General features: G+C 60.0%; 22 protein-coding genes and 1 pseudogene. 13 read left to right on the top strand and 10 right to left on the bottom strand.

Annotation, left to right across the window (positions count from 1 at the left end):
• Positions 1–260 precede the first annotated feature (260 nt).
• The 4 genes from AAE029_RS14265 to AAE029_RS14250 all read right to left on the bottom strand — a co-directional run bounded on the left by AAE029_RS14265 (position 261) and on the right by AAE029_RS14250 (position 3,379).
• Positions 261–1,199, bottom strand: coding sequence for a dihydrodipicolinate synthase family protein (locus AAE029_RS14265; RefSeq protein ID WP_371073508.1), 939 nt, complete (start codon positions 1,197–1,199; stop codon positions 261–263).
• A 210-nt stretch (positions 1,200–1,409) separates the two neighbouring features.
• Complete coding sequence (locus tag AAE029_RS14260) at positions 1,410–2,021, bottom strand: DUF6064 family protein (RefSeq protein ID WP_371073507.1); 612 nt, start codon at positions 2,019–2,021, stop codon at positions 1,410–1,412.
• Between the two features lie 43 nt (positions 2,022–2,064).
• A complete protein-coding gene (locus tag AAE029_RS14255) occupies positions 2,065–3,039 on the bottom strand; it encodes an aldo/keto reductase (RefSeq protein ID WP_371073506.1) in 975 nt (324 codons plus the stop codon).
• Between the two features lie 85 nt (positions 3,040–3,124).
• The gene (locus tag AAE029_RS14250; protein ID WP_371073505.1) at positions 3,125–3,379 is read right to left on the bottom strand and encodes a CrpP-related protein; all 255 of its coding nucleotides are present in this window, start codon (positions 3,377–3,379) and stop codon (positions 3,125–3,127) included.
• 291 nt (positions 3,380–3,670) lie between these two features.
• On the opposite strand from AAE029_RS14250, the gene AAE029_RS14245 reads away from it, so the two are divergent.
• On the top strand, positions 3,671–4,456 hold the full coding sequence (locus AAE029_RS14245; protein WP_371073504.1) for a cell wall hydrolase: 786 nt from the start codon (positions 3,671–3,673) through the stop codon (positions 4,454–4,456).
• Positions 4,457–4,496: 40 nt separating this feature from the next.
• Here the strand turns inward: AAE029_RS14245 and AAE029_RS14240 are convergent, their stop codons facing one another.
• Positions 4,497–5,852 carry a sigma-54-dependent transcriptional regulator gene (locus AAE029_RS14240; RefSeq protein ID WP_371073503.1) on the bottom strand — a complete coding sequence of 452 codons (1,356 nt, stop codon included), beginning with the start codon at positions 5,850–5,852 and terminating at the stop codon, positions 4,497–4,499.
• Positions 5,849–7,705 (bottom strand): ATP-binding protein, encoded by a 1,857-nt coding sequence (locus AAE029_RS14235; protein WP_371073502.1) that lies wholly within the window; start codon positions 7,703–7,705, stop codon positions 5,849–5,851. Before AAE029_RS14235 ends, AAE029_RS14240 begins: the two co-directional genes overlap by 4 nt.
• Before the next feature lie 236 nt (positions 7,706–7,941).
• Here AAE029_RS14235 and AAE029_RS14230 point away from each other — a divergent pair, with 236 nt between their 5' ends.
• Positions 7,942–9,276: a dicarboxylate/amino acid:cation symporter gene (locus tag AAE029_RS14230; protein WP_371073501.1), complete on the top strand. Its 1,335-nt coding sequence runs from the start codon at positions 7,942–7,944 to the stop codon at positions 9,274–9,276.
• Between the two features lie 92 nt (positions 9,277–9,368).
• Here the strand turns inward: AAE029_RS14230 and AAE029_RS14225 are convergent.
• Positions 9,369–9,455 (bottom strand): annotated as a pseudogene (locus AAE029_RS14225) (NmrA family transcriptional regulator); the annotation flags it as partial.
• A gap of 333 nt (positions 9,456–9,788) precedes the next feature.
• Here AAE029_RS14225 and AAE029_RS14220 point away from each other — a divergent pair.
• A complete protein-coding gene (locus AAE029_RS14220; protein WP_371073521.1) occupies positions 9,789–10,454 on the top strand; it encodes a nitroreductase in 666 nt (221 codons plus the stop codon).
• A gap of 269 nt (positions 10,455–10,723) precedes the next feature.
• On the opposite strand, the gene AAE029_RS14215 is transcribed toward AAE029_RS14220, so the two are convergent.
• The gene (locus tag AAE029_RS14215) at positions 10,724–11,929 is read right to left on the bottom strand and encodes an NAD(P)/FAD-dependent oxidoreductase (RefSeq protein WP_371073500.1); all 1,206 of its coding nucleotides are present in this window, start codon (positions 11,927–11,929) and stop codon (positions 10,724–10,726) included.
• Positions 11,930–12,474: 545 nt separating this feature from the next.
• On the opposite strand from AAE029_RS14215, the gene AAE029_RS14210 reads away from it, so the two are divergent.
• From AAE029_RS14210 to AAE029_RS14190, 5 genes are all read left to right on the top strand, one after another.
• Positions 12,475–13,419, top strand: a complete 945-nt coding sequence (locus AAE029_RS14210) for a helix-turn-helix domain-containing protein (protein WP_371073499.1) — start codon at positions 12,475–12,477, stop codon at positions 13,417–13,419.
• A 217-nt stretch (positions 13,420–13,636) separates the two neighbouring features.
• Complete coding sequence (locus AAE029_RS14205) at positions 13,637–14,065, top strand: helix-turn-helix domain-containing protein (protein WP_371073498.1); 429 nt, start codon at positions 13,637–13,639, stop codon at positions 14,063–14,065.
• Between the two features lie 181 nt (positions 14,066–14,246).
• Positions 14,247–15,203 carry an MBL fold metallo-hydrolase gene (locus tag AAE029_RS14200; protein ID WP_371073497.1) on the top strand — a complete coding sequence of 319 codons (957 nt, stop codon included), beginning with the start codon at positions 14,247–14,249 and terminating at the stop codon, positions 15,201–15,203.
• Between the two features lie 170 nt (positions 15,204–15,373).
• Entirely contained in the window at positions 15,374–16,126 is a 753-nt protein-coding gene (locus AAE029_RS14195) for an SDR family oxidoreductase (RefSeq protein WP_371073496.1), read from the top strand.
• A 62-nt stretch (positions 16,127–16,188) separates the two neighbouring features.
• On the top strand, positions 16,189–16,608 hold the full coding sequence (locus tag AAE029_RS14190) for a cupin domain-containing protein (RefSeq protein ID WP_371073495.1): 420 nt from the start codon (positions 16,189–16,191) through the stop codon (positions 16,606–16,608).
• A 352-nt stretch (positions 16,609–16,960) separates the two neighbouring features.
• Here the strand turns inward: AAE029_RS14190 and AAE029_RS14185 are convergent, their stop codons facing one another.
• Complete coding sequence (locus AAE029_RS14185) at positions 16,961–18,037, bottom strand: FAD-binding oxidoreductase (RefSeq protein ID WP_371073520.1); 1,077 nt, start codon at positions 18,035–18,037, stop codon at positions 16,961–16,963.
• A 4-nt stretch (positions 18,038–18,041) separates the two neighbouring features.
• Positions 18,042–19,295: an SRPBCC family protein gene (locus AAE029_RS14180; protein WP_371073494.1), complete on the bottom strand. Its 1,254-nt coding sequence runs from the start codon at positions 19,293–19,295 to the stop codon at positions 18,042–18,044.
• Positions 19,296–19,406: 111 nt separating this feature from the next.
• Here AAE029_RS14180 and AAE029_RS14175 point away from each other — a divergent pair, with 111 nt between their 5' ends.
• From AAE029_RS14175 to AAE029_RS14155, 5 genes are all read left to right on the top strand, one after another.
• Positions 19,407–20,294: a LysR substrate-binding domain-containing protein gene (locus AAE029_RS14175; protein WP_371073493.1), complete on the top strand. Its 888-nt coding sequence runs from the start codon at positions 19,407–19,409 to the stop codon at positions 20,292–20,294.
• Between the two features lie 460 nt (positions 20,295–20,754).
• Complete coding sequence (locus AAE029_RS14170) at positions 20,755–21,459, top strand: GntR family transcriptional regulator (RefSeq protein WP_371073492.1); 705 nt, start codon at positions 20,755–20,757, stop codon at positions 21,457–21,459.
• A 2-nt stretch (positions 21,460–21,461) separates the two neighbouring features.
• The gene (locus AAE029_RS14165) at positions 21,462–22,373 is read left to right on the top strand and encodes a dihydrodipicolinate synthase family protein (protein WP_371073491.1); all 912 of its coding nucleotides are present in this window, start codon (positions 21,462–21,464) and stop codon (positions 22,371–22,373) included.
• The gene (locus AAE029_RS14160) at positions 22,366–23,883 is read left to right on the top strand and encodes an aldehyde dehydrogenase (protein ID WP_371073490.1); all 1,518 of its coding nucleotides are present in this window, start codon (positions 22,366–22,368) and stop codon (positions 23,881–23,883) included. The genes AAE029_RS14165 and AAE029_RS14160 overlap by 8 nt, the downstream gene beginning before the upstream one ends.
• Entirely contained in the window at positions 23,880–25,226 is a 1,347-nt protein-coding gene (locus AAE029_RS14155; RefSeq protein WP_371073489.1) for an NAD(P)/FAD-dependent oxidoreductase, read from the top strand. The genes AAE029_RS14160 and AAE029_RS14155 overlap by 4 nt, the downstream gene beginning before the upstream one ends.
• Positions 25,227–25,264 lie beyond the last annotated feature (38 nt).

Below are 25,264 nucleotides of genomic sequence, written 5' to 3'. Positions count from 1 at the left end.
TTCGCGCCGTGGACACGGCGCGGCTGGATCCCTGTGACAAGCACAGGGAAGAGGGTTGAGGGAGCGTCAACGCCAGACAACAATCCCTGCGACCTGTTGCAGCAGATGCCTTCTGATCGAACCCCGCGGCGCAGACGCCGTCCGCCGAGTAAGGGGAGACGTCTGCGCCAGACAACCACCATCGCGATCGTGGATTGACGGGACTATCTCGTCCATTAAGACGGACAACCTGTTGAAAGCTCACATCTAGGTGGCAGGCCTTAAGCTTCTGCGCCGATTTGGCTCAGCCGGATAGCCTGGCGGGCAAGCAGCCGTTCCACGTCGGCGACATCGAGAGACGAAAGCTTGACTCCCGGTTTGCGAAGTGCTGCGGATTTGATGACGCCGCGCTTTGCCAGAACATATTTGCGCGCCGCAAGGCCTACGCCCTGCTGCTGCTCGTAGCGCGCCAGCGGCAGGTAGGCGTCGAAGATATCATGGGCGCGATCGGGATTTCCCGCCGCATAGGCGCGAACGACGCCGACCATCATCTCCGGATAGCAGAAACCGGTCATCGCACCGTCGGCGCCGCGGCCCATCTCCTCAGGCAGGAAGAGCCCGCCATTGCCGCAAAGGATCGAGATGCGTCGTGTCTCGCCCTTGTCGCTGGAAGCGCGCAGTGCAGTGATCTTCGAAAGGCCGGGCCAATCCTCGTGCTTGAGCATGACGCAGTTCGGTACTTCCTTGATGATCCGGTCGATGACTTTGGGTGCGATCGTGACATTCGTGGTCAGCGGATAGTCCTGAAGCACGAAGGGCGTATCGCCGAGCGTTTCTCCGACGGACTGATAGAAAGCGAAGGCCTGGTCGTCCGTCTTGATCGTCCATGGCGGCGCGACCATGACCCCGGCGGCTCCCTGGTCCATGACGGCTTCGGCCAGTTCGCGCATCGGAGCGAGCCCGGGCGCGGAAACGCCGACGACGACCGGCAAGCGCCCGCTGAGGCGCTTCAGAACACGCTCGACGACCGTTCGCGACTCTTCCGCGGTGAGCTTGGGCGCTTCCCCAAGCTGACCGAGGACAGTGAGGCCCGTTACGCCGGCGCCCTCGTAGAAATCCACCATGCTGTCGATGCTGTCGAGATCAAGGGCGCCGTCATCGGCAAATGGGGTGACGGCAATCACATAGACGCCCTTGGCGTCCTCGGTCAGTCTGGTCATTCGCGCGTCTCCGGTTCAGCGGCCAAGAAGCCTTTGGCATTTCATGCGAAAATATTTCCTGCAAGCGCCGGATCCTCGATGAGGTCCGCATCGGCATGTTGTCGCAAATTTCCCCCTGCGGCCAGTCACAACCTTACGCCGGCCCTCCAGCATGGCGGTCAAGGCCGCGCATGCCGTCACCTTTCACCAGGGACCCACCGCCGCAATCCACTATAAAAGCGGCAGTGAAGCGCCCTCATCCCACATGGTCCAGAGCGTCAGGCCGCTGAAAGTGCACCAGAGGATTGGGATCGGCATGAGCAACCATGAGCGCGCACCTTTGAGCGCCAGGACAGTTCCGAGCGTTGCGATTGCCGTTGGATCCGGCATCATTCCGAATATTTCCGCCGCGGCAAGGGATCGGTTGAACGAGAGGACTAGCAGCGGGTAGGCCAACAACCCGAACAGCGCAATGCCCGCTCCGACGATCCTGAACGTTGGAGCCGCTGCGCTCTCGTCTTTCCGCAAGCCGGAGAGCAACAGCAGTCCTGCCTGCAGGAGGAAACCCAGCGCCGCGTACGAGGCGGCCCAGTTTATCGTCGCATAGCGCAACCATAGGAATTGCCAGCCGCAGAAAAGCCAGGCGATCGCCAGTATGGGAAGGACGCCGCGACGGAACCGCGATCCCGGCCTTGCCGCAAAAGCGATGGCGGCAAGGCCTGCGATCAGAAAGGCGATATGAAGAGGCCAGAATTCCTGATTGTAACGTTCGATGAGGCGGAAATAGACCCGCGGCGAGAACATCAGAAAGTCAGAGAGGCGATAGCTCCACCATTCAGACATCAGCCGTCTCCTCCATCACGCTGATAAGGGATAAGGCAGGCACTCAGAGCGCTTCTACGTAGTCGACCATGCGCTGGCGCATCGCTTTGTCCGGAAGGACGCCTCTCGCGGTGTTAAGATTTTCACGAACATGGTCGACGCTGGTCGTCGCTGGAATGGCGCAGGTGACCGCCGGATGCGAGATGATGAACTTGAGCAGGAACTGAGCCCAGCTCCGCGCACCCGTCTCAGCCAGCCACTCCGGCAAGTGCTCATGCCTGACCTGCCGGATGAGGCTGCCTTGGCGGAACGGCCGGTTGACGATGACGGCGATGCCTTTTTCCTGTGCCAGGGGAAGGATGCGGTCCTCCACCTCGCGGTCGACAATATTGTAGGTGATCTGGACGAAATCGATCGGCTGGCTGGCCATGATCTTCTCGACTTCGCGATGTCTTCTTCCTTCCGATGTCGTTATGCCGACGTAGCGCAATTGCCCTGCCGCCTTCATGTCGAACAAGGCCGGCAGATGCCCTTCCCAGGAAAGAAGATTGTGAACCTGCATAAGATCGAATTTTGGCACGCCCCAGTAGCCGCGGGACTGTTCGATCTGCCGGGTTCCTTCTTCGGGATCCGATATCCAGACCTTCTCCGCCGAAAACAGCGTATCAGGATAGCCGAGCTTGCGAAGGCCATAGCCGATCGTCGGCTGCGAGGAGCCGTACATTGGAGAGGAATCGATCATGCGGCCGCCGCCTTCGAAAAAGGCGGACATGACTGCGGCGCATTCATCCCGAAGCACCGGATCGTCGCCGACATTGAACGTAATCCAGGTGCCGAGACCAATCGCCGGAAGCTGTTCGCCGCTTGACGGAATTGGCCTGCTGAGGGGACCGGAAGGTTGGGCAAGGGAAAGCCGCGGCAAGATCGGCAGGAATGCCGCCGTAGCGATCCCCCCGACGACTTTCCGCCGCGTTACCCCATTGCCAAGTCCTTCTCCGCCTAAACCACAGTCTCGATCTGTCCGAAGATATTGTCCCATTGCCGAACAGGTTCGAAACCACGAAAGCGTGATAAAGGACGACGCGTTCACCGCGCGTCCGCCTATTTTCGCTCTTTGACAAACTTCAGTGCGGCGACTTGCCAGCCGGTCGTTCCACGATCGCCTTGAAATATGCGGAAATTTTGCCCTTCAGGCTGGCATCTTCGGCCTCCCAGCCAAATCTCCATGCATCATGGCGCGCGAGCCAGTCGGCAAGATGGCTGCTGTCCCTGAGAGGCATTCTTCCAGGCTGCAAATAAGGATTATCATGAAGCTGAAGGCCAAGAGTTCGTGCTCTCGAACCCTGCTCCTGGAGATCAATCAACTCTTCGATACTCATACGCTCACTCCCTCGCACAGCAAACGCTAGCATTATCTATCGCTTATTCAAGTGACATCTAAATGAATACTTTGAGTTGGTTAAATATGGCACGATTGCGTCACAGCAACCGTCTCGTTCGATTTTTGGTGGTGGCCTGACAACAGTGCAGCGGCCGATAAAAGCAATAGGAATCTAGGAGTGGCCCCATTTTCGTCATTTTTTTCCATTTGAAATGTCGGCGAAATGTTGGGTGAAGCGTATTCGCTGAATCGATAAGGGCTGTTCTAAACCATTAGGAGGCACCTGCCGTTGAGGGCGCAACTCGCGTTGGGGAGACCCCTTTCGGGGATTTTATTAATTGGACTGGCAGCGGCGGGATGCACCACCGCGCCCGGTCAATCGGCTACGGCCAGCCACACTTCCGCGTTAAAGGCGCGGTCGACCAAAGTCACCTACAACTACACTGCCAAGGATCGTGACTGCCTGAAGAGGGCCATGTATTTCGAGTCGGAACACTCGGATCACAATGGCTATATGGCGGTCGGAACCGTCATCATGAACAGGGTGACGTCAGAAGCCTATCCGGATTCGATCTGCGGCGTCGTTGCGCAAAAGAGGCAATTTGCTCCCGGCGTCATGACGAGGGTCGTCCAGGCTGAAGCGGAGCCGGAATTGAACACCGCCGCGGATGCAATCTTGCGGGGAGAAAGATATTCACCCGTCAGGAACGCGATGTTCTTTCATACAGATGGTTTGAAGTTTCCATACCGCAACATGCACTATGTCACTGTGGCGGGCGGAAATGCCTTTTATGAAAAACGCGGGGCGGACGGAGCGCTGCAGACACCGCCGCCGCTTCCGGGATATGAAGTCGCGATGAACTTTGTGCCCGTGTCGAACTACGCGCCTGTACAGTCCACCGCCACGAGGGCGTTGCTACTTCCCGCAACAGGCCCGGTTCCGATGCCTGCACCATTCCTGCATGAAAACACGAAACTTGATGCCGGCGTAACCAGTGCAATTCCTTTACCGCGTCCGGCTCCGGCTCTTGATGACATGAGCGACCGATTTGATACGTCAGGCATCAAATCTTAGATTCTTTTGAATATTGGACAGCGATCCGGCTCCAACATTATCATTCATCGCTTTTCCGGCGGAACGATGCGCGTTCGATGCCGTGCCGCTGAAGCTTGTCGTAGAAGGTCTTTCTCGGAATTCCAAGCGCTTCGATGGTGCGGCGGACGTCGCCCTCGTTGGCGGAGAGGGTATCGCGAATGATCTCCGCTTCATGCTGCTCGAGGCGCTGGGGCAGGGGCAGGTCCGCACGGTCGGCTGAGCTGGCAGCATTGTCGGTATCGTCTTCCAGGCCGAGGACGACGCGCTCGGCAAAATGCGACAATTCGCGGACGTTGCCGGGCCATTGGTAGGTTTCGAAATGGCGGCGCAGCGAGGCGGAAAGCGCCGGCACGGGACTGGCGAACCGCTTGGCGGCCCGTTCCGCGAAATAGCTGAAAAGAAGCGGGATGTCATCGCGGCGATCGCGAAGCGGCGGAATGGAGATCGTGACGACATTCAGCCGGTAGTAAAGATCTTCGCGGAAAGTACCGCGAAGTGCTGAATCGCCGAGATCGATCTTGGCGGCCGCGACGACCCGGAGATCAACTGGTCTTACTTCGTTCGTGCCGAGCGGCGTCACCTCGCGTGCTTCCAGGACCCGCAGCATATGAACCTGGGTCGATGGCGGCATGCTCTCGATCTCGTCGAGGAAAAGCGTGCCGCCGCTCGAATGCTCGATGCGACCGATGCGCCGCTTCTGAGCGCCGGTGAATGCGCCCGCCTCGTGGCCGAACAATTCGCTTTCGATCACGGTCTCGGGCAGGGCGCCACAGTTGAGCGCTACGAAATTGCCCTTTGAGCGCCGGCTCCAGCGATGCAGCACGTTGGCGACGACCTCCTTGCCGGTGCCGGTCTCGCCCGTGACGAGCACATCGACATCGGTATCGGCGATCTGCCGCAGGATTCTCCGCAGGCGTTCCATGGCTGGCGTCTGGCCGATGAGCGGCAGGTCGTCGCGGGCCTGTTCGGCTGCATCGCGCAATGCCCGGTTTTCCAGGACCAGGCGCCGTTTTTCCGCTGCGCGCCGAATGCTCTGGACAAGGCGATCGGTGGCGAAGGGTTTGGTGATGAAATCATAGGCGCCGTCCTGGATCGCCTTGACTGCCATCGGGATATCGCCGTGACCGGTCATCAGGATGACGGGCAGATCGGCATCCTGCCGGCGGATGTGATCGAAGAGCTGCAGGCCATCGATATCGGGCATGCGTATGTCGGACACGACAACGCCGGCAAAGTCGGCATCGATCTTGCCGAGGGCTTCCGAGGCGCTGGAGTGACGCGAGACCGCAAAACCCGCCAGTTCGATCGTCTGTGCCGTCGCCTTCAGGAGATGGGCATCGTCGTCGATGAGGATGACCGGCGTCGGATTGTTCATGGTGTCGCCTTGCGAAGATAGATGATGAAGGTGGCCCCGGTGTCATTGCTCTCGACCTCGATGCGCCCTCCATAGTCGGCGACGATGTCCTTCGAGATGACCAGCCCGAGCCCCAGACCATTTTCCTTGGAGGTATTGAAGGGCGTGAAAAGGGAATGCCGTATCGACGGTGCGATGCCGGGACCGTTGTCCGATACGCGGACAGCCACCTCGTCCGACATTTCCTGGACGGAAACTTCGACCTTGGCGTCGACCCGGCCAGCGAGCGCTTCGAGCGCGTTCTGGAAAAGATTGATCAGGACCTGTTCGAGGCGAATGCGATTGCCGGTCACCGTCAGGTCCGATGACGGCAGCGCGATGTGGAGCGCTTCAAGCCTGCCCGCAAAACGGCTCCTCAACAATACGACCGCGCTTTCGATCGCACTGCGCAGGTTGACGGACTCCGGTGGGGTTCGGCCTTTCCGACCGAAGGCCTTGAGCTCCTCGGTGATTGTCCCTATGCGTTCGGTCAGTGCTGCGATCTCGCCGAGATTGTCTTCTGCCGACCCATTCTGACCTCGTTCAAGGAAAACCCGCGCATTGTCCGCGTAGGCGCGGATCGTTGCGACCGGCTGATTGATCTCATGGGCGACACCGGCTGCGACCTGGCCGAGGATCGCAAGGCGGTTGGCCTGCACGAGCTCCTGCTGGACGACCTGCAATTTCGCCTCCGTGCTGCGATGATCCGCAATCTCCTCCTGCAGACGATCCCGGGCGAGGCTGAGATCAGCCGTCCGCTCGACGACACGGCGTTCAAGTTCTTCGCGAGCGGATTGCTCGGCCGCGATCCGCATCGCGATCGTTTGCCGTCGTCTCAGAAGGAAGGCGACAATGGCCAGCACAGGAACGAGGACGGCAAGCGCCAGCAATCGGGCCTCGCGGACCGCGGCGGCGACGGGCGCTTCGATCGGAACGAGATATTCAAGCTTCCAGGTGGTGGAGGGTACGGGAGTCAGCAGGCGAAGATATTCGCCGTTGCCGGTTCCGGGCAGGACCGCTGAGACGATCGACGCATCCTCGGCCAAGGTTTGGGAATGGGCAATGGGAAGGGGGACAAGAGGTGCGTCGCCGAACTGCAAGCTCTCGCGAATGGAGGCGAGACGATCGGCGGCCAATGGAGCGGTTGTCATGAACCGCCAGGATGGAATGCTCGTGATCAGGACGACACCGTTGGGATCGGTTACATAGGCGGGGCGGCTTGCGTCTCGCCAGTCGCTTTCGAGCTGGTCGAATTCCATCTTCACGACGACGACGCCACGCGTGCCGTTCTGATCTTGCGCCCGGCGGGAAATATAGAGGCCCGGCCGTTTACTGACGGTCCCGAGAGCAAAATGCTCAGCGGTCCCGGTATCCATCGCTCGGCGAAAATATTCCCGGAACGAATAATCGTTGCCGACAAAGCTTAGAGGTTCGCGCCAGTTACTGGAGGCGATCGCAACACCATCTGGTCCAACCACATAGATGACGGACGCGTTCGTCTCCGCAACCAAGCCTTCAAGCTTGCGGTCAAGGGTAGCTATGGTATCGCCGTTTTTCGCTGAAAGTGCTGCCAGCACCTCCTGGTCCTGAGCGAGAAGCAAGGGGAGCGCACGCGGCCGTTCCAGGACGGCACGCAGCAGCGCCACTTTCAGATTGGCGTCGGTGCGCCCCTGGTTGATCAGCGTCGCGATGGCGGCATTGCGTCCATAAACGCCGGCCGCAACCATCGAAACAATCAAGATGACGGCGGCGACAATAGCGAAAACGAGCCATGCCCTCTTTCGCGAGACCGAGGAACTCGATGTCCATTTCTCTGATGGCGGCTGCAGGAACATCGCGGATTTTGTGCATAAATCCGCACAAAAGGCAATTGTCCCTGGCGGGTGATCGCTCAAATGAATGTTTCCGAACAAACGAGCGGAAGGGCAATGACCTTAAGATTCAATGGGATAGAGAAAAACATCTGATTTGGCATGCCCTTTGCTCAGGTAGCGGCAGCAGCAGTGCTGCACACGGTAGCAACGACATCGCCCCGGGAGGCCGACCTGGTTGGGGCCTGATGGAGGATTTCATGCAAACAGCATTCCCCGCCGCAGAAACGCGCGGCAACACCCCCTTTTATCGCCATCTCTATGTCCAGGTGCTCGCGGCAATCGCCGCCGGCATCCTGCTTGGCCATTTCTATCCGGATGTCGGCGCATCGCTGAAGCCCCTCGGCGATGCCTTCATCAAGCTCGTGAAAATGATCATCGCGCCGGTGATCTTCCTGACGGTCGCAACCGGCATCGCGGGCATGTCGGATCTGCAGAAGGTCGGCCGCGTCGCCGGCAAGGCGATGATCTACTTCCTGGTCTTTTCGACCCTGGCGCTGGCCGTCGGCCTTTTGGTGTCGAACATCATCCAGCCTGGCGCCGGCATGCACATCGACCCCGCATCGCTCGATGCCAAGGCGGTCGCCACCTATACGGCGAAAGCCCATGATGCCACGATCACCGGCTTTCTGATGAATATCATCCCGGAGACGATCGTTGGCGCCTTCGCGCAGGGCGATATCCTCCAGGTGCTGTTCTTCTCGGTCTTGTTCGGTATTGCGCTGGGCATGGTTGGCGAGCGCGGTCGTCCGGTGCTCGATTTCCTGCAGGCGCTGACCGCACCGGTGTTCCGCCTCGTTGCGATCCTGATGAAGGCCGCTCCCATCGGCGCCTTCGGCGCCATGGCCTTCACGATCGGCAAATACGGTATCGGTTCGATTGCCAATCTCGCCATGCTGATCGGCACCTTCTATATCACCTCTCTTCTGTTCGTGCTGATCGTGCTCGGCGCTGTTGCCCGCTATAACGGCTTCTCGATTATCGCGCTCATCCGCTACATCAAGGAGGAATTGCTCCTCGTGCTCGGCACCTCGTCGTCCGAGGCAGCATTGCCGGGTCTGATGGCGAAGATGGAGCAGGCAGGCTGCAAGCGCTCGGTGGTGGGGCTTGTCATCCCGACGGGATATTCCTTCAATCTCGACGGCACCAACATCTACATGACGCTCGCCGCCCTGTTCATCGCCCAGGCAACCGACACGCCGCTGACGCTCGCAGATCAAATTCTCCTGCTCCTCGTCGCGATGTTGAGCTCGAAGGGGGCTGCCGGCATCACCGGCGCCGGCTTCATCACTCTTGCCGCCACCCTCTCGGTCGTGCCTTCGGTTCCGGTCGCGGGCATGGCACTGATCCTCGGCATCGATCGTTTCATGTCGGAATGCCGCGCGCTCACCAACCTGGTCGGCAATGCGGTTGCGACCGTCGTCGTGGCACGCTGGGAGAACGAACTCGATCGGACGAAGTTCGCAGCCGCCATGGCGGGTGCAGCCGGTGATGAAATTGAAGCTTTGGCACCCTCGGGCACGCCGGCCGAATAGGTCACCAAGAAGATGGAGCGGATGGTCGATGACCATCCGCTCTGCAGCAGCAGGGCGCCAAAGCGCTACACCGCGCGGAAACGTGCGGTTTCGGCAATGACCTCATGGCCTTGCTTGCGAAGGCGGTCGGCTGTCTTTGAACCGATCGGCCGGTTCCCACCAATGATGACAATTTTCATAAGATTCTCCATTCGTGGCCGCTCAGTGTGCCCGCGTTCAGGAACTTGACCGGCGAAACGCCGAGCGATTTGCGGAGGCGCATGCGTTAGCAGCAATTGCTCTATAGCGACGGCAATCGCTCTGGGGCAGTCGCAACTCAAGTTCGATAAAATTATCACCGTGGCACACCAGCAACGAGCGTGTCACCGATCTCTGAACACCTCACCATTATTGACCACGCGCTTCCCACGGAGGAAGCGCGGCTGGCCCGGAATCGAGCGCCAACATCGAACATAGGAGTTTCAAAGATGAATCACGTGATCCGCAACACTCAACAGGAAACAAAAGAGATCATGGACGTGTATGAGGCAGTCACAAGCCGACGGGCGGTGCGTGGATTCACCAAGCAGGATATTCCAAAAGCCGTATTGGAGCGCGTATTATCCGCCGCGGCTTGGTCGCCCTCCGGATCGAACATTCAGCCATGGAACACCTACGTGGTGACGGGCGCCCCACTGGCTGAACTCAAGAAGCGCGCAGGCAAACGTGTTGTTGCACACGACCAATGGGACGAGCGAGAGTACGAGATGTACCCACACGAATTGAAGTCCCCCTATCGCGAACGCCGGTCCGCCTTTGGCCGTGAACGCTACAGCGCACTCGGCATTGGTCGCGACGACTGGGAAGCGAGTCAGAGGGCCGCTTCCGCAAACTGGGATTGTTTCGGGGCGCCCGCCGCCCTATTCTGCTATATTGATCATGATCTCGGCGCCCCCCAATGGGCCGATGTCGGCATGTATCTGCAAACCATCATGCTACTGCTGCGCGGCGAAGGGTTACACAGCTGCCCCCAGATGGCTTGGTCGGTGTACCGCAAGACGGTCGCGGAAATCCTATCGCCGCCCGAAGGGCTCACTCTTTTCTGTGGTATGTCAGTCGGATACGAGGACGTCACGGTGCCTTATATCCGTACGGGCCGGGCGCCACTCAATGAAACCGTCACATTTATCGAGGGCTAGACTAAGAATACGCTCGGGTGCTCCAAGCCTCGACTTATGCCCACCAACTCGGCAGCGAATGGGTGGGCATGCTGCAATCGACCTCATGCATCTCAAACTCTGCCATGTCGACGTGGTTCGCAACTAAGATATCAAGCAATTTTCCTCCAGTCCGGTGCGGGGCTATGTAGAAAGCTGTCTGCAGACAGTCGCATCGTTTGCGCTGTAGATTGAAACGCGAGTAGTGAGCTGCGCCACTGCGCAGGCGCAGCTCTTATCGCGTCAGGCGCTTACAGATCCGTCACACGCTCCGGATCAGCTGAGGCCAGCGCCGCGGCACGCTCGGCCTGCGGCGGATATATCCATACCGTGTTGATCTCACGCTTGGTCTTCTTAGCGCCCTCGCCGACCATTTCCACCTTGCGGTCCCAGCCGCGGGTGAAGATTGCGCCGGCTTCGCCGAGGTCGAGGCAGGTGACGTAGGCGTTTTGGTGATAGCATCGGATCGGCACACCCAGCAGTTCGGCGGCTGCGTTGTTGCCTGCGAAGGCGCCCATGCGGGTGGCGTGCTGGCACGACATCAGCGCATAGTTGCCAATGTCATCGCAAGCGGCGCGCGCCGCATCGCCAGTGGCGAAGACGCCTGGCACGGACTGCACGCGCAAGCACTTGTCCACGAGCAGCCGGTCAAAACTGTCACGCGCGGCGGGAATCTTCGTTGTCAGCGGATTGGCCCGAAAGCCCGCCGCCCAGATCACGGTCGCGGCTTCGATGCGCTCGCCGGTGCTCAGCGTGGCGCCGGATTTGTCGAGCGATGTCACACCGGCATTGAGCCGCGTCTCAACGCCAACCTTGCGCAGTGCGTCTTCAATGATAGGGCGAGCATCTTCACCCATGTCAGGGGCGACTACAGGGCTGCGATCGACGATAATGACGCGCGGCTTGGCGTTCTTGTCGAAGATGGTCCGCAGGCGTGAAGGCATCTCCGTTGCCGCCTCGATTCCTGTAAAGCCGGCGCCTGCAACAACAACGGTGTCGCGTGCCTTTGAGGGGGGCATAGTCACGAGCGTGTGCAGGTGGCGGTCGAGGGCGATTGCGTCATCAATGTTGTCGACGCTGAAGCCGTGTTCTGCGAGGCCGGGAATATTTGGGCGGAACAGCCGGCTACCGGTTGCGATCACCAGACGATGATAGGAAAGGGACTTACGCTCCCCCTTGGCATTGACGACGTCCACGGTGCGGGCCTTGGTGTCGACGGCTTCGACGCTGCCTTGCACGTAGACCACGTTGACGGCGTCAAGCACCTCTGTCAGAGGCGCGGTCAAGGTCTCTGGCTTCGGCTCATAAAGCCGAGGGCGGATTACCAACGTCGGCTGAGGAGCTACGAGCGCGATCTCGAGTTCTTCGGGCGAAACGCCTTCGATGTCGCGCAGGCGGGCTGCGGAAAGCGCTGCGTACATACCGGCGAAGCCGGCGCCTACAATAACAAGTCTCATGTTATTTACTCCATGGGTTTTAGTTGCAAAAGGTCGCGCGTCATCGTTGCCGCTCTTGATGAGCGGCGAGGCCGGAAAGCCGAAAGGTTGCTGAAATCGCGTACAGGAGTGCTCTTGCGAGAACGCCTAGTCGCGATCGCGTCGCAAGCAACCTGATGGAGTTGTTCCAGATTATTCTTTCGCTCCCTAGGCCATTGGCGTGGACACAACGACGGTTTAGCGAGGCAGGTCTGCGGCTGCGCCAGAGCGATTGACGCGATTGAAGAGCAATTGCTGCTAACGTGTTCGCCGTCGCCCAATGGTCGAGGTCTCGCTGGTCAACCGTTCGAAATCCGCAGCGAAGGCGGTCTAGGAGCTATAGCCAAGGCTCAAAGTCGCGCCAGACAGGCCCACCAAAACCCGTAGGAAAAATTGCCAGACCTGGCCCCCGTTTTACGCCGGTCAATGGCCGACTTTTACACCGACGTTGACAGGGGCGATGTCTGTCGTCATGCTCGCGGCTACTCTGCGTCTCCAGCAATCACGAGCCCAGGCAAACACCAGCCATGAGCAAGCCCAACTTGCATGATCATTCGGGAGATCTGTCGGGCGCGGCGCAAAAGAGCAACGCATCGAATCTCAAGGGGCGTCCCGCTGATGCGGAGATGGCCCGCGCGCTCGGAACCACTCCGTTTCGCATGGCATTAGATCCCTCCGGTGGCGGGATCGCACACTGGAAACATGAGCCATTGCACGATGTCGTCGAGCCCATGAGCGATCACGTCATCATGGCTTACAACGGCATTGTACAGCGCATGGAGCGGCGATCAGGAAGATCGGTTTCACCTGGAACGTTTCGCCGTGGGGTTGTGGTCATCATTCCGGCCGGATCAAGCTCGCGTTGGGATATTCCGAAACCTGTTGATGTCGTTCAGCTCTATCTTCCTCCCGCAATGCTGAAGCGCGTTGCCGACGAAGCCGAGACCGCCACACAGACCAATCTCCTGGACCGGACGGCGCATCCCGACCCCGTTACATCCCGATTGCTCTTGGGCGCGGTCGATGTCCTGGACGGCAATGGGCCCCTGGATGCACTGTTCAGGCAACAGCTGACAGAGCTCCTCGCTACACGCCTCCTGGTTGCGCACGTCGGCTCGCCAACCTCCCTCAACCCAGTGGTCGGCGGGCTGTCGCCGACTGTGCTGCGCCGCGCCATCGAACGCTTACGCTCGGATAGCGATGCGGACGTCTCTCTCGCTGCTCTCGCTTCGGATGCCGGCTTGTCGCGCTTCCATTTCTGCCGTTCCTTCAAGGAAAGCACCGGGCTTTCGCCGCATGCCTGGCTGCGCCAATACCGGCTCGATCAGGCCATGACAATGCTCCGTGACCCCGATATGTCGGTCGCATCGGTCGCCGCGGCGCTCGGCTATGCCTCGCAAACCGCCTTCGCTGCGGCGTTCAGGCAGTTGACCGGCGAGTCCCCGACCCAATGGCGACAGCGATCGCGTTAGCAGCAATTGCTCTTCAATCACGCCAATCGCTCTGGGCAGTCAGCCATCGGCTCCGCTAAATAATCGCTGTGCTCACGCCAAAGAAGCGGAGACGAAGGTATGTTCCGGCGACACTCCATGAGCGATTTCCAAGTACCCCACGCCGGAAACGGGTTCCGTCCAGCTAAAAGACCCAGCCACATCACGAAGGCCCGCTGCCCATCATCGCTGCGGTCGAGTGTCACGCGCCTGCAGCCAAGTCCTCGTCTCTGACGACGACCTCATCAAACGCATTGCCGGGCGCGATGCCGCTGCCATGCGCACTCTCTATCTACGTTATCGCGCCAAGGCCTTCGATTTCATCGATCGGCATGTCCACGACGGAAGAGAGGTGGAGGACATCGTCAGCCAAACTTGCCTTGATGTCTGGCACGCCGCCGATACCGCTGTCCCGGCTGCAAGATTCTCGCCACATGTCTGCCTGCGCCAGCACAGGCTGAAGCAGGCCATGACGATGCTGTGCGAAACCGACGACCTGGTCGTCTCAATCGCCGCGGCGCTTGACTACCCGTCCCAGACTGCCTTCGCAGCCGCGTTCCGGAAGCTGACCGGCGAAACGCCGAGCGATTTTGCGGAGGCGCATGCGTTAGCAGCAATTGCTCTATAGCGACGGCAATCGCTCTGGGGCAGTCCCAGGTCAAGTTCGATAAATCATTACCGTGGCACACCAGCAATGACCGTGTCACCGATCTCTGAATACCTCACCATCATTGACCGCGCGCTTCCCACGCGGGAAGCGCGGCCGGCCCAGAATTGAGCGCCAACATCGAACATAGGAGTTTTCAAAGATGAATCACGTGATCCGCAACACACAACAGGAGACAAACATGAGCTTGGACAACACCTCACACTCCGCTAAGCCGGGACCCGAAGAGTTGGTTCCGTCACGCTACGCGGTGCGGATCGGCGAAATTGACGTGCTGATTATCAGCGATGGGGTGCTGCCGCTTCCAACCGCGATGTTGGGACACAACGCCGACCCGGCCGCCCGGGCGGCCTGGCTGGGCGACATGTTCCTGCCGCAGGACGCTTTCGACTGGGCGCTGAACGTGGTCGTGGTGCGTAGCGGCGGGCAGACCATACTCATCGACGCTGGTCTGGGATTGGACCCCGACTTGAACTTGCCGCGGGCCGGGCAGTTGGTCAGGCGACTGGAGGCCGCCGGCATCGATCTTGCATCCGTGACCGACGTGGTGTTGACCCACATGCACATGGACCACGTCGGCGGGCTGCTCGTCGACGGGGTGAAGGAGCGGCTGAATCCGGACCTGCGGATCCACGTGGCGGCTGCCGAGGTCAAATTCTGGGAGTCGCCCGATTTCTCCCACGTCTCCATGCCGGCAGGGTTCCCGGACGCGCTTCGGGCGGCCGCCAAGCGGTTCGCGAAAGAATACCAGAGCCAACTGCGGCTGTTCGAGGATGAATATGAGGTGGCCCCGGGCGTGGTTGTCTCTCGCACCGGCGGCCACACCCCCGGACACAGCGTGGTCCGCGTGGCGTCCGGCAGCGACCGGCTGATGTTCGCCGGCGACGCCGTGTTCGCGGTCGGGTTCGACCACCCCGATTGGCACAACGGTTTCGAACACGACCCTGAGGAGGCAGCCCGCGTTCGGGTCCGACTTTTGCGGGAGCTGGCAGCGACCGGCGAACTGCTGGTGGCCACGCATATGCCTTTCCCCTCCGTTGGCCATGTCGCGGTCGACGGCGACGCCTTTCGTTGGGTGCCGGTCTTCTGGGACTACTGACCGCTTGTCGGGTTAAGGCCGAGCCAGGTCGCGTAGCCTTCAAAGCCGCGCCGGCTCGGCCGACAAGATTGACGGCCTCGATAGGCCCGGCCTGAACTAAAAAACCGCAACCATCTTCTGAAAACGAATGGACAAGGCGGCGCGCTCAGCGGCCGCGAATGGAGAAACTTATGAAAATTGTCATCATTGGCGGAACCGGCCTGATAGGTTCAAAGACAGCCGACCGTCTTCGCAAGCAAGGCCACGAAGTCATTGCCGCCGCTCCGAATACCGGCGTCAATACGATCACCGGCGAAGGTCTCGCCGAGGCGCTCGCCGGCGCCTCTGTCGTCATCGATCTCGCAAACTCGCCCTCCTTCGAGGACAAAGCCGTGCTCGAATTCTTTCAGACATCGGGCCGCAACCTGATGGCGGCGGAAAAGGCCGTCGGCGTAAAGCATCACATCGCGCTTTCCATCGTCGGCGTCGATCGCCTGCCCGACAGCGGCTACATGCGCGCCAAGGTCGCCCAGGAAAAGATCATCCGGGAATCCGGCATTCCCTATACGATCGTCCACTCGACGCAATTCATGGAATTCCTCAGCGGCATCGCCCAGTCCGGCACGGTCGGAGACATGGTGCATCTGTCGCCGGCCTATGTGCAGCCGATCGCCTCCGACGATGTCGCGGACAACATGACCGCTGTTGCGACCGCCGCCCCAATCAACGGCATCGTCGAAATCTCCGGTCCGGAGCGTGTCCGGCTGAACGAGCTTGTTGCCCGCTATCTGAAAGCAATGGGCGATGCCCGCAAGGTCGAGGCAGATCCGGAGGCTCGCTACTTCGGCGCCAAACTGGAAGATGGCTCGCTCGTCTCCGACAACAATCCCCGCATCGGCCGCATCACCTTCGAGCAGTGGTTCGCAACCGCAGCGCGGAAATGACCGAGCACCGGTGCGTCGCATGAGGCGGCGCACCTTCCGACCTCACGAAAAGGAGTTTCGACATGATCAAGTCAATCTTTGCCGCCTTTGCCATGACGGCTCTCTTGTCCGCTGCCGCCGCTGCTCATGACGCCGGCGATAAGGATGCCAAGGTCACGCTGGTTTACGAGCACGAATTGCCGAATGTTCCGGGCAAGAGCATGAAAGGCGTTCTTGTCGAATACAGTCCCGGCGGCTTCTCCTCAGCCCACACGCATCCGAAGTCGGCCTTCATTTATGCGACGGTGCTGGAAGGGGCGATCCGCAGCCAGGTCAACGGCGGTCCCGTCAAGGTCTACAAGGCGGGTGAAAGCTTCTCTGAAATGCCGGGGGACCGCCACGGTGTCAGCGAGAATGCCAGCGAAACCGAACCGGCGAAGCTGCTGGCGGTCTTCGTCGTCGATACCAGTGAGAAAGAACTGACCTTCCCGATCAAGAAATAGCTGAAGGCGACCGGATGCTCTTGGCGTCCGGTCGCCTCATTCGCAAATCCACTGCAAGTAAATGACGAACTCAACGTCTTGTTGCATCGCTCGAGGCGTTATCTCGGGTCAAATGGGTCCTTCGGCAGACAAATGGCACTGTTGATCCTAGCCCGGCGTGGTGGATGGTACTGATGTGCCACAATGACGACGATGTCTGGTCTTAGCGCCGCGTTCATCTTCGCCGCCCCCATGCTTGCGGAGGGCAATCCATGGCTGAAGAACACGCTCCAAGCGGCCCTGATCTGACGCTACACTCTGGCCCTACATGGGACGGGAATGTGCGATGAATGGCGGGCGGCCCAGCCTTTCGCTAACGCTCAATAACCAAGTCGCTAAGTGGCTTTGAGCAGCATGGCAGGAAGAAGCCGGCGTCGACCTCCCGTTGCCTGATGCCACCGTTGTGATTCATGTCGACGGAACCGGAGAGCAGCTTCGATTTACATGTGCCACATACACCGTTCGCACAGGAGGATGGAATTCGAACGCCCATCTTCTTCGCACAGGAAAGAATGGTCTGCTCTCCCGAGACGTCAATCTTGCGGCCCTGTTTTGAGAATTCCACCTGGAACGACCTGGTCGACGCCACCTCCTGAGCCGGCGCAGGGGTGTCCTCGATGACGGCAGCATCGAAGCTCTCCTCGACATAGTTGGCCGGTGGGACACCGACGTCGAAGGTGATCCTGCGAGCTGCCGCCATGAACGGAGCGGGACCGCAACACATGACGATCCGGTCAGCCAGGTCCGGAACGGCCAGCTTCATGTATTCCGGAGAGATCCGCCCGGATAGACCAGACCATGACGGCTCTCCCGTCACTGCTTCGGGAAGGAAATGCAGTCTAAAATTCCTCAGTCTGTTCGCCAGACAGGAGAGCTCATCTCGGAAAATCAGATCCTTGGGAGTGCGGGCCGCATGCATGAATATCACATCCGCCTCGTCGCACGTGTCCGCCAGCTCTCTCGCCATCGACATAACCGGGGTGATACCGGAGCCGCCGGACAGCAGCAGGAACTTCTTGCCTTCCCCGCGGGCGCGAACGAAGCGCCCCAGCGGTCCATTTGCTTTCACCGGCGCGCCGCGTGAAAGATTGTCGTGCAGCCAGTTCGAGATCCTGCCGCCTGGAACCCGCTTCACGGTGACGGAGAATGCATTGGTTCTTTTGGGGGAAGAGGAGATGCTGTAGCAACGGCTCTCCATGTCACTCCCGAACTCGAAGTCGAACAGGAAGTATTGGCCCGCCTCGAAGGCGAAATGCTTTTCTGACGGCGAGGCAAATGTGAATGTCTTCACATCATGGGTCTCCTGGTGGATGTCCACGCAGATCAGCGTGTCGTCCACGTCGGAGTTCCAGAGCTCGGCGCGACCGCTTGCTTCCTGAGCGGGTGGCATGACATCAATAACCATGGGCACGCATCCGGTCGATGTACCAGGTCGCGAACTTGTCGAGGTTTTTCTCGGAGAAGCGCGAATAAGGCCCCGGCCGATATGCCGGGTCGAGAGCTCCTGCATGGGAGCGTGCAACCAGATCGGCGTCCTGGTCCGTGGTCGCGATCCAGACGTCCGTAAGCTTGTTGAGATCGTAATCAACGCCTTCGACGGCGTCCTTGTGTACCAGCCACTTCGTTCTGACCAACGTCCTGCCGGCGGAGAGCGGGATGACGATCGCCACCACGGCATGATCGGCCATGAAGTGGTTCCAGCTATTGTGACCCCAGAGATGCGTGTCACCGAGATCCTTTCGAGTCATGTGCCCCAACAGCTTCGAGGATGCGGCCGTGGCGTCGTGGGTCTGAGATTCGCCTGCTCCGGCGATGATCAGGCGCTGTGTTCTGAAATTCGTGGCGCAGTCGACGAGCTGCTCGACAGCAACCGAAGGATAGCCGTCAGCCTCCCATATCCTGGTCCGTTCGTCGTAGAGCCTGAAGTGCTCCTCCGCCTGTGCGCGATCCTCGGCGCTCAGAGTTTCGGGATCGAAGCCGAAATCGAGATCGACGAAGGACACGCAGAGTTCGGGGTGGTTTGCGGAGCAATGGTAGCATTCACGATTGTTCTCCATCGTGAGCTTCCAGTTGCCATCCTCGATGACGTCCGTCTGGTGAGCGATCTTGGCGTTTTGGATCTCGTAGAGAGCAAGCCGCTCGGTCATCGTTTCTTCCAGAAGAACGATGTCTTCGGGCGGATTGTCGGAAAGGCAGACATAGATGAGACCGCCGATCGATTTGAACGTGACGGGCTTCAGGCCGTGACAGTCCTTGTCGAAATCCATGCCCATATGAGGGGCATAGCTGAGCTCTCCCGTCAGTTCATAGGTCCAGGTGTGATAGGGGCAGACGAGCTTCGAGACGATCGTTCTTCCGGGATCGAGCAGACGGGCGCCGCGATGACGACAGACATTGTGCAGGACCCGGATTTCGCCTTCGTCATCGCGCAGGAGGATCAGACTTGTCTTGCCGATGTCGATGACGGCTGCGTCACCCGGCTCTGGAACGTCGCATTCGACGCCGACACAGATCCAGTGGTTGTGAAAGAAGACGTCCAAATCCGCCTCGAAGACGTCTTCGCGCGTATAAAGGCCAGCCGGCAGCGAGTGCCCGTCTGCGCGGGCGTCCAGCAGTGCTGAAATGGAAGAAGGAAGCCTGTTTAGCATGCGTGCCTCTTATGCTTGGGTACTTTCAGATTGCCCTTGCTACGGCGCCTCTTCAACGGCATTAAATATTTTGCTGGTATAACTTTATGTAATGCGACGAGAACCTCACGCATGCACTTCCGGAGACGTCTCCCATCAATGACGGCGCTGCTTACGCTGGAAGCCGTTCTGCGAAGAAGAAGCTTCACCGCGGCTGCAGGCGAGCTCGGTGTCACGCAGGCGGCTGTAAGCAGGCAGATCGCGGCGCTGGAAGAGGAGCTTGGCCAACCGCTATTCCTGCGCAAGCATCGTGCCATCGAACCAACGGCCGCCTGTCTTACATTGGGCTCCTCGCTGGCTCAAAGCTTCGCAAATATCGCCGACAGTATCGAGGCGATCAGATCGTCCGCCCAGGAGGTCGTCACCATCGGCGCGACGGTGGCGTTTTCGTCATTCTGGCTGCTTCCGCGATTGGCTGAATTCCGCCGGCTCAATCCCGGGCTACAGGTGCGGGTCGTCTCACAAGACACCCGTCTCGAACTCGACAGCGGTGAAATCGATATCGCGATCCGATATGGTCTGCCGCCCTTCGCTGACGGAACCGTCATTGCTTCACAGGGCGACGTCATCATGCCTGTCTGCTCGCCGGATTATTTGAGACGCCGCCTGGACGGTGCATTGTCGCAATCCGACGAATTTATAGAGACCGACGTCGCAGACCGCTCCTGGCTTTCCTGGTCGCAGTGGCTTCGACAAAGTGGCTCAGGATTCGAGATCAAGCCTTCGCTTCGCTTCAATCACTACACCGAGACAATCTCCGCGGCCCGCTCAGGACAAGGCGTAGCACTTGGTTGGGGCCTCCTGGTCCGGACATTCCTGGACGATGGGACCCTTGTGGCGCTTGATGAAACGGAACTTGCGGCAGAGGGGCGCTACAATATTCTCCTTCCACTGAAGGCGCGCCGAGCGATAGCGACTGAGCGGGCCGCAACGTGGCTCACCACCGCACTGCACGGTTGAGCGACGCTATAGCTGAACCTTGCCGCCACGTGGCGGTCCAGCATTTCCTGGACATCTGACTGGAACGATGACGGGCAGTTGCCGCTGCCCTTGTGGGATTGTGCGCAGATCAGTCTCAGCGCAGCGCCAGAGCAATTTCAGAAAAAGTGCGAAGCGGCTTTCCGTCCGGAATTGCGTAAAAACAAAAGGCAGAGGCGCACTCTCTTTCTCGCTCTCATCAGACAACTATGGGCTCAAGTCTGAGCCTTCATCATCCCAGAAAATCAGCACTTGCTTGGCTGGAGGCTAGGGGCTCGCACCTCAGGTGCAACGGAAGAGCCGAAGATAGCGCAGAATGTATTTCTTCTGCATAAAAAATGTGTACGCAAATTATACAATTATTTGACTCACGTGATCGGGTGTGCAAATCTAGTGCTCGCGCGGTTGGATGAGCGCAGCAAAATCCATGCAGGAGGTTTCGGTGAAGAGCGGAAAGAACGGCCTGTACGAGGATCTCAAGCGCCAGATTCTCACGATGGAACTGGACCCCGACGAGGATTTGGACGAGGTCAGCCTCAGCGAGCAATACGGACTCTCCCGCACGCCGGTGCGGGAGATCTTCCGCCGGCTTGAAGGCGAAGGCTATATCGACATCCGCGCAAACCGTGGCGCGCGCGTCGTTCCGATGAACCACCAGACGCTGAGGCACTTCTTTCTGGTCGCCCCGATGATCTATGCCGCGATCGGCCGCCTCGCCGTCCAGAACTTCAAGCCCAAGCAGCTTGTCGATCTGAGGGACACCCAGGAACGGTTTCGCTCCGCGAGCATGTCCGGCGACGCACTTGCGATGGTGCTCGAAAACAACCGTTTCCACGAGATCATCGGCGAGATGTCCGCCAACGTTTATCTGCAGCCGAGCCTTGGCCGACTGCTGATCGACCATGCGCGGATCGGCCACACCTTCTTCCGACCCAGAAACGACGACATGCGCGAACGCCTGCAGCTCGCCGTGGAGCACCATGACGGCTTCATCGCCGCGATCGACGCACATGACGAGGATACCGTCGTCGACCTCGTATTCGAACACTGGGAACTTTCACGCGAGAACATGGAGATGTTCATCGCGCCGCAGGGAATGAAGGCGGACGCGCTCGTGGAAGTGCCCGCCACCTCCATGGAGAAATAGTCTTGAAATTCGAAGGCATCTACACCCCGGCGATCACGCCGCACGGACCGGATGGTCAAATAGACAAGGCCGCGTTCGCCGCGGTCCTGGAATCCCTCATCGACGCGAAGGTGCATGGCGTCATCATCGGCGGCTCGACGGGCGAATACTACGCCCAATCCATGCAGGAGCGGTTCGATCTCGCCGCCTACGCCAAGCAAGTGATCGGGAACCGGATGCCGCTCATCATCGGCACAGGCGCGACCCGAACCGAAGACTCGGTGGCCTATGCGGCGTCGACGAAAGAGATTGGCGCGGACGCGATCCTCGTGACCTCGCCGCCTTACGCGCTGCCGACCGAGAAGGAAAACGCGGTCCACGCCTTGACGATCGACCGCGCGGCAAACCTGCCGATCATGCTGTACAACTATCCCGCCCGAATGGGCGTGATGATGGGGGATGAATATTTCTCCCGCGTCGGCAAGTCCAGGAACGTCAAGGCGATCAAGGAAAGTTCCGGCGAGACGGCGAACCTCCATCTGCTGGCCCGCAAGTTTCCCCACATCTCCCTGTCATGCGGCTGGGACGACCAGGCGCTCGAATTCTTCGCCTGGGGCGCGAAGAGCTGGGTTTGCGCCGGCTCCAACTTCCTGCCGCGTGAACATGTCGCTCTCTACGAAGCCTGCGTGCTTGAAAAGAACTTCGACAAGGGCCGCGCGATCATGACCGCGATGCTGCCGCTTATGGATTTCCTCGAGACGGGCAAGTTTGTCCAGTCGATCAAGCATGGCTGCGAGATCATCGGCCTCAAGGCAGGCCCCGTGCGCGCACCGCTCCGCGGACTGACCACCGATGAGAAAAGAACCCTTCAGACTGTCGTCGCTACCCTGAAGCGCACGGTCGCCCAGATCACGTCGGGAGCCAACTATGCATGAACCCTTAACCGCAGCCGAATACAAGGCGATTGCCGCAGATCTTCAGCTGCCCACAAACGCTTTCATCGACGGCTCCTTCCGCCCGGCCAAATGGGGAAAGACCTTCACGACGACCAATCCCGCGACGGGTGACGCGCTGGCCGAGATCGCGGCCTGCGACGCGAGCGACGTGGATTACGCGGTGAAAAAGGCGCGGGAAGCATTCGGGGACGGCCGGTGGCGCCAGCAGTCGCCCGGTGACCGCAAGGCAACGCTCCTCAGGTTCGCGAAGCTCTTGGAGGAGAACCGCCATGAGCTCGCCGTCATGGAAAGCCTCGACAGTGGCAAGCCGATCCGCGAATGCCAGACGGTCGATGTCCCAGACACGATCCACACCATCCGCTGGCACGCCGAGCTGATCGACAAGCTCTATGACAATACGGCCCCCGTCGGCTCCAACGCGCTGACCATGGTCGTGCGCGAACCCGTCGGCGTCGTCGGTTGCGTCCTGCCGTGGAATTTCCCGCTTCTGATGCTGGCCTGGAAAATCGGGCCGGCGCTTGCAGCCGGTTGCTCGGTCATCGTCAAGCCCGCTCAGGAAACGACGCTCACCACGCTGCGTGTCGCCGAACTCGCTTGCGAGGCGGGCATTCCCGCGGGTGTCTTCAATGTCGTCACGGGCGGCGGCAAGGAGGTCGGCGAACCGATCGGCCTGCACATGGATGTCGACATGGTGGCCTTTACCGGATCGACGCCGACCGGCCGCCGTTTCCTGCGCTATGCCGCGGACTCAAATCTCAAGCGTGTGGTTCTGGAATGCGGCGGCAAGAACCCTGCCGTCGTCCTCGAGGACGCCGAGGATCTCGACCTCGTCGCGGAGCAGGTCGTCAACGGGGCGTTCTGGAACATGGGCGAGAATTGCTCGGCGACCTCGCGTCTGATCGTGCAATCGAGCATCAAGGATGAACTCCTCAAGCGCATCGGTGCCTACATGCGCGAATGGAAGACGGGTGACCCGCTCGACCCGGACAACCGTATCGGCGCTCTGGTCAGCAAGACCCACTTCGACAAGGTAAAATCCTTCCTCGACGACGTGAAGAGCGAAAAGCTCTCGGTCGCCCATGGCGGTGAAACCCAGGGCGGCATCTATATCGAGCCGACGGTCGTCGACGGTGTCACGCCGTCGAGCCGTCTGTTCAAGGAGGAAATATTCGGGCCGATCCTGTCGGTGACGACTTTCGAGAACCTCACCGAGGCGATCGCGCTTGCCAACGACACGAACTACGGCCTCACGGCCTCGGTCTATACCGGAAGCCTGAAGAAGGCGATCAGGCTTTCGCGCGAAATCCGGGCGGGCGTCGTGACCGTTAACTGCTTCGGTGAAGGCGACGCGACCACGCCGTTCGGCGGCTACAAGGAGTCCGGTTTCGGCGGACGCGACAAGTCGATCTTCGCGCATGACAATTACTGCGAACTGAAGACGATCTGGATCGACGTCTCGGACCGCTCGGTGGACGAGACCATCCGATGATCACGAAATCCGTCAAACGTCTGCCGGCTGAAAACGGCGTCTCGGGCTGGGAGGCGATCAGTCAGCGTTCGTTCCCGGTCCGGAGCCTGGAAGGCAACGTGACCGCGGAGTGGCTGATCATTGGTGCGGGCTTCGCCGGACTTTCGGCCGCGCGCCGTCTTCTCGAACTGTGCCCGGACGACAGGATCGTCGTGCTCGAAGCGAGCGAGGTGGGCAAAGGGACATCCGGCCGGAACTCTGGGTTCATGATCGATGTCCCGCACAATCTCTCTTCCAGCGAATATTCGAGCGGAGGCCTGGACGCTACCCGGTTGGAGATGGCGCAAAACCGCTCTGCCATCGATTTCGCCAGGCAGGCGGCGGAAGAATACGGGATGTCGCGCGAGACGTTCGATCCCGCAGGCAAGATCAATGCAGCGGCGACCCCGCGCGGCATGAAGCTGAACCAGAGCTTTGGCCGATCGCTGAAGAGTGCAGGTGAGAAGCACACCTTCCTTGACGCGTCCGAAATGCGGGAGATAACCGGATCAGATTACTATCTCGGTGGGGTCTATACGCCCGGTGCGGTTCTGATTCAGCCTGCCGACTATATCCGGGACTTTGCCGCCGGGCTCTCGCGCAAGGTAGGCATCTTCGAGCGTTCGCCCGTTATGTCCCTTAAGCGTGAGAACGGCACCTGGACGGCCGTCTCTCAGCGGGGCACGGTGACGGCGCCGAAAGTGATCCTGGGTGTCAACGGCCACATCGACGACTTCGGCCATTTTCGCGGGCACCTGATGCACATCTTCGCCTATGCGTCGATGACCGCACCGTTTTCGGCGGACGAGTTCGGTCACCGGGTTTCCGGACGCGATCGTTGGGCCTTGCTCCCCGCCGACGCCATGGGGGCGACGGTGCGCAAGATCACGTCCGGCGGCCAGTCACGCATCGCGATCCGGACCAAGTACACCTACGAAACGACGATCACCGTAACAGAACGACGCATGGCCAGGATGGCCGAGGAGCACAGGAATTCGCTCGATGCGCGCTTCCCGGGCCTCAAGGGAATACCGTTCGAACATAGCTGGGCCGGGCGTCTTTGTCTCAGCCTGAACCACGTGCCCGCCTTCGGCGAGATCGCGGAAGGGCTTTTCTCCGCCTGCTGCGAAAACGGGCTCGGCACCGTGAAGAGCACTCTGGCCGGCATGATGGCGGCCGAGCTGGCAACCGGGACCAGGTCCCGGCATCTCGAGGAATACATGGATCACCCGGAGCCGTCCCGGCTCCCCCCGGAGCCGCTTGCGTGGCTCGGCATCAATTCGGTGATCCGTCTGCAGGAATTGCGCGCAGGCCGCGAGGGATGATCCCTCGCCGTGCAATATGAAGATCGAGCCGACCGCAG

The organism is Sinorhizobium sp. CB7 (genome assembly GCF_041357635.1).
GTDB lineage: Bacteria > Pseudomonadota > Alphaproteobacteria > Rhizobiales > Rhizobiaceae > Rhizobium.
This window is presented reverse-complemented; position numbering and strand designations above follow the sequence as displayed.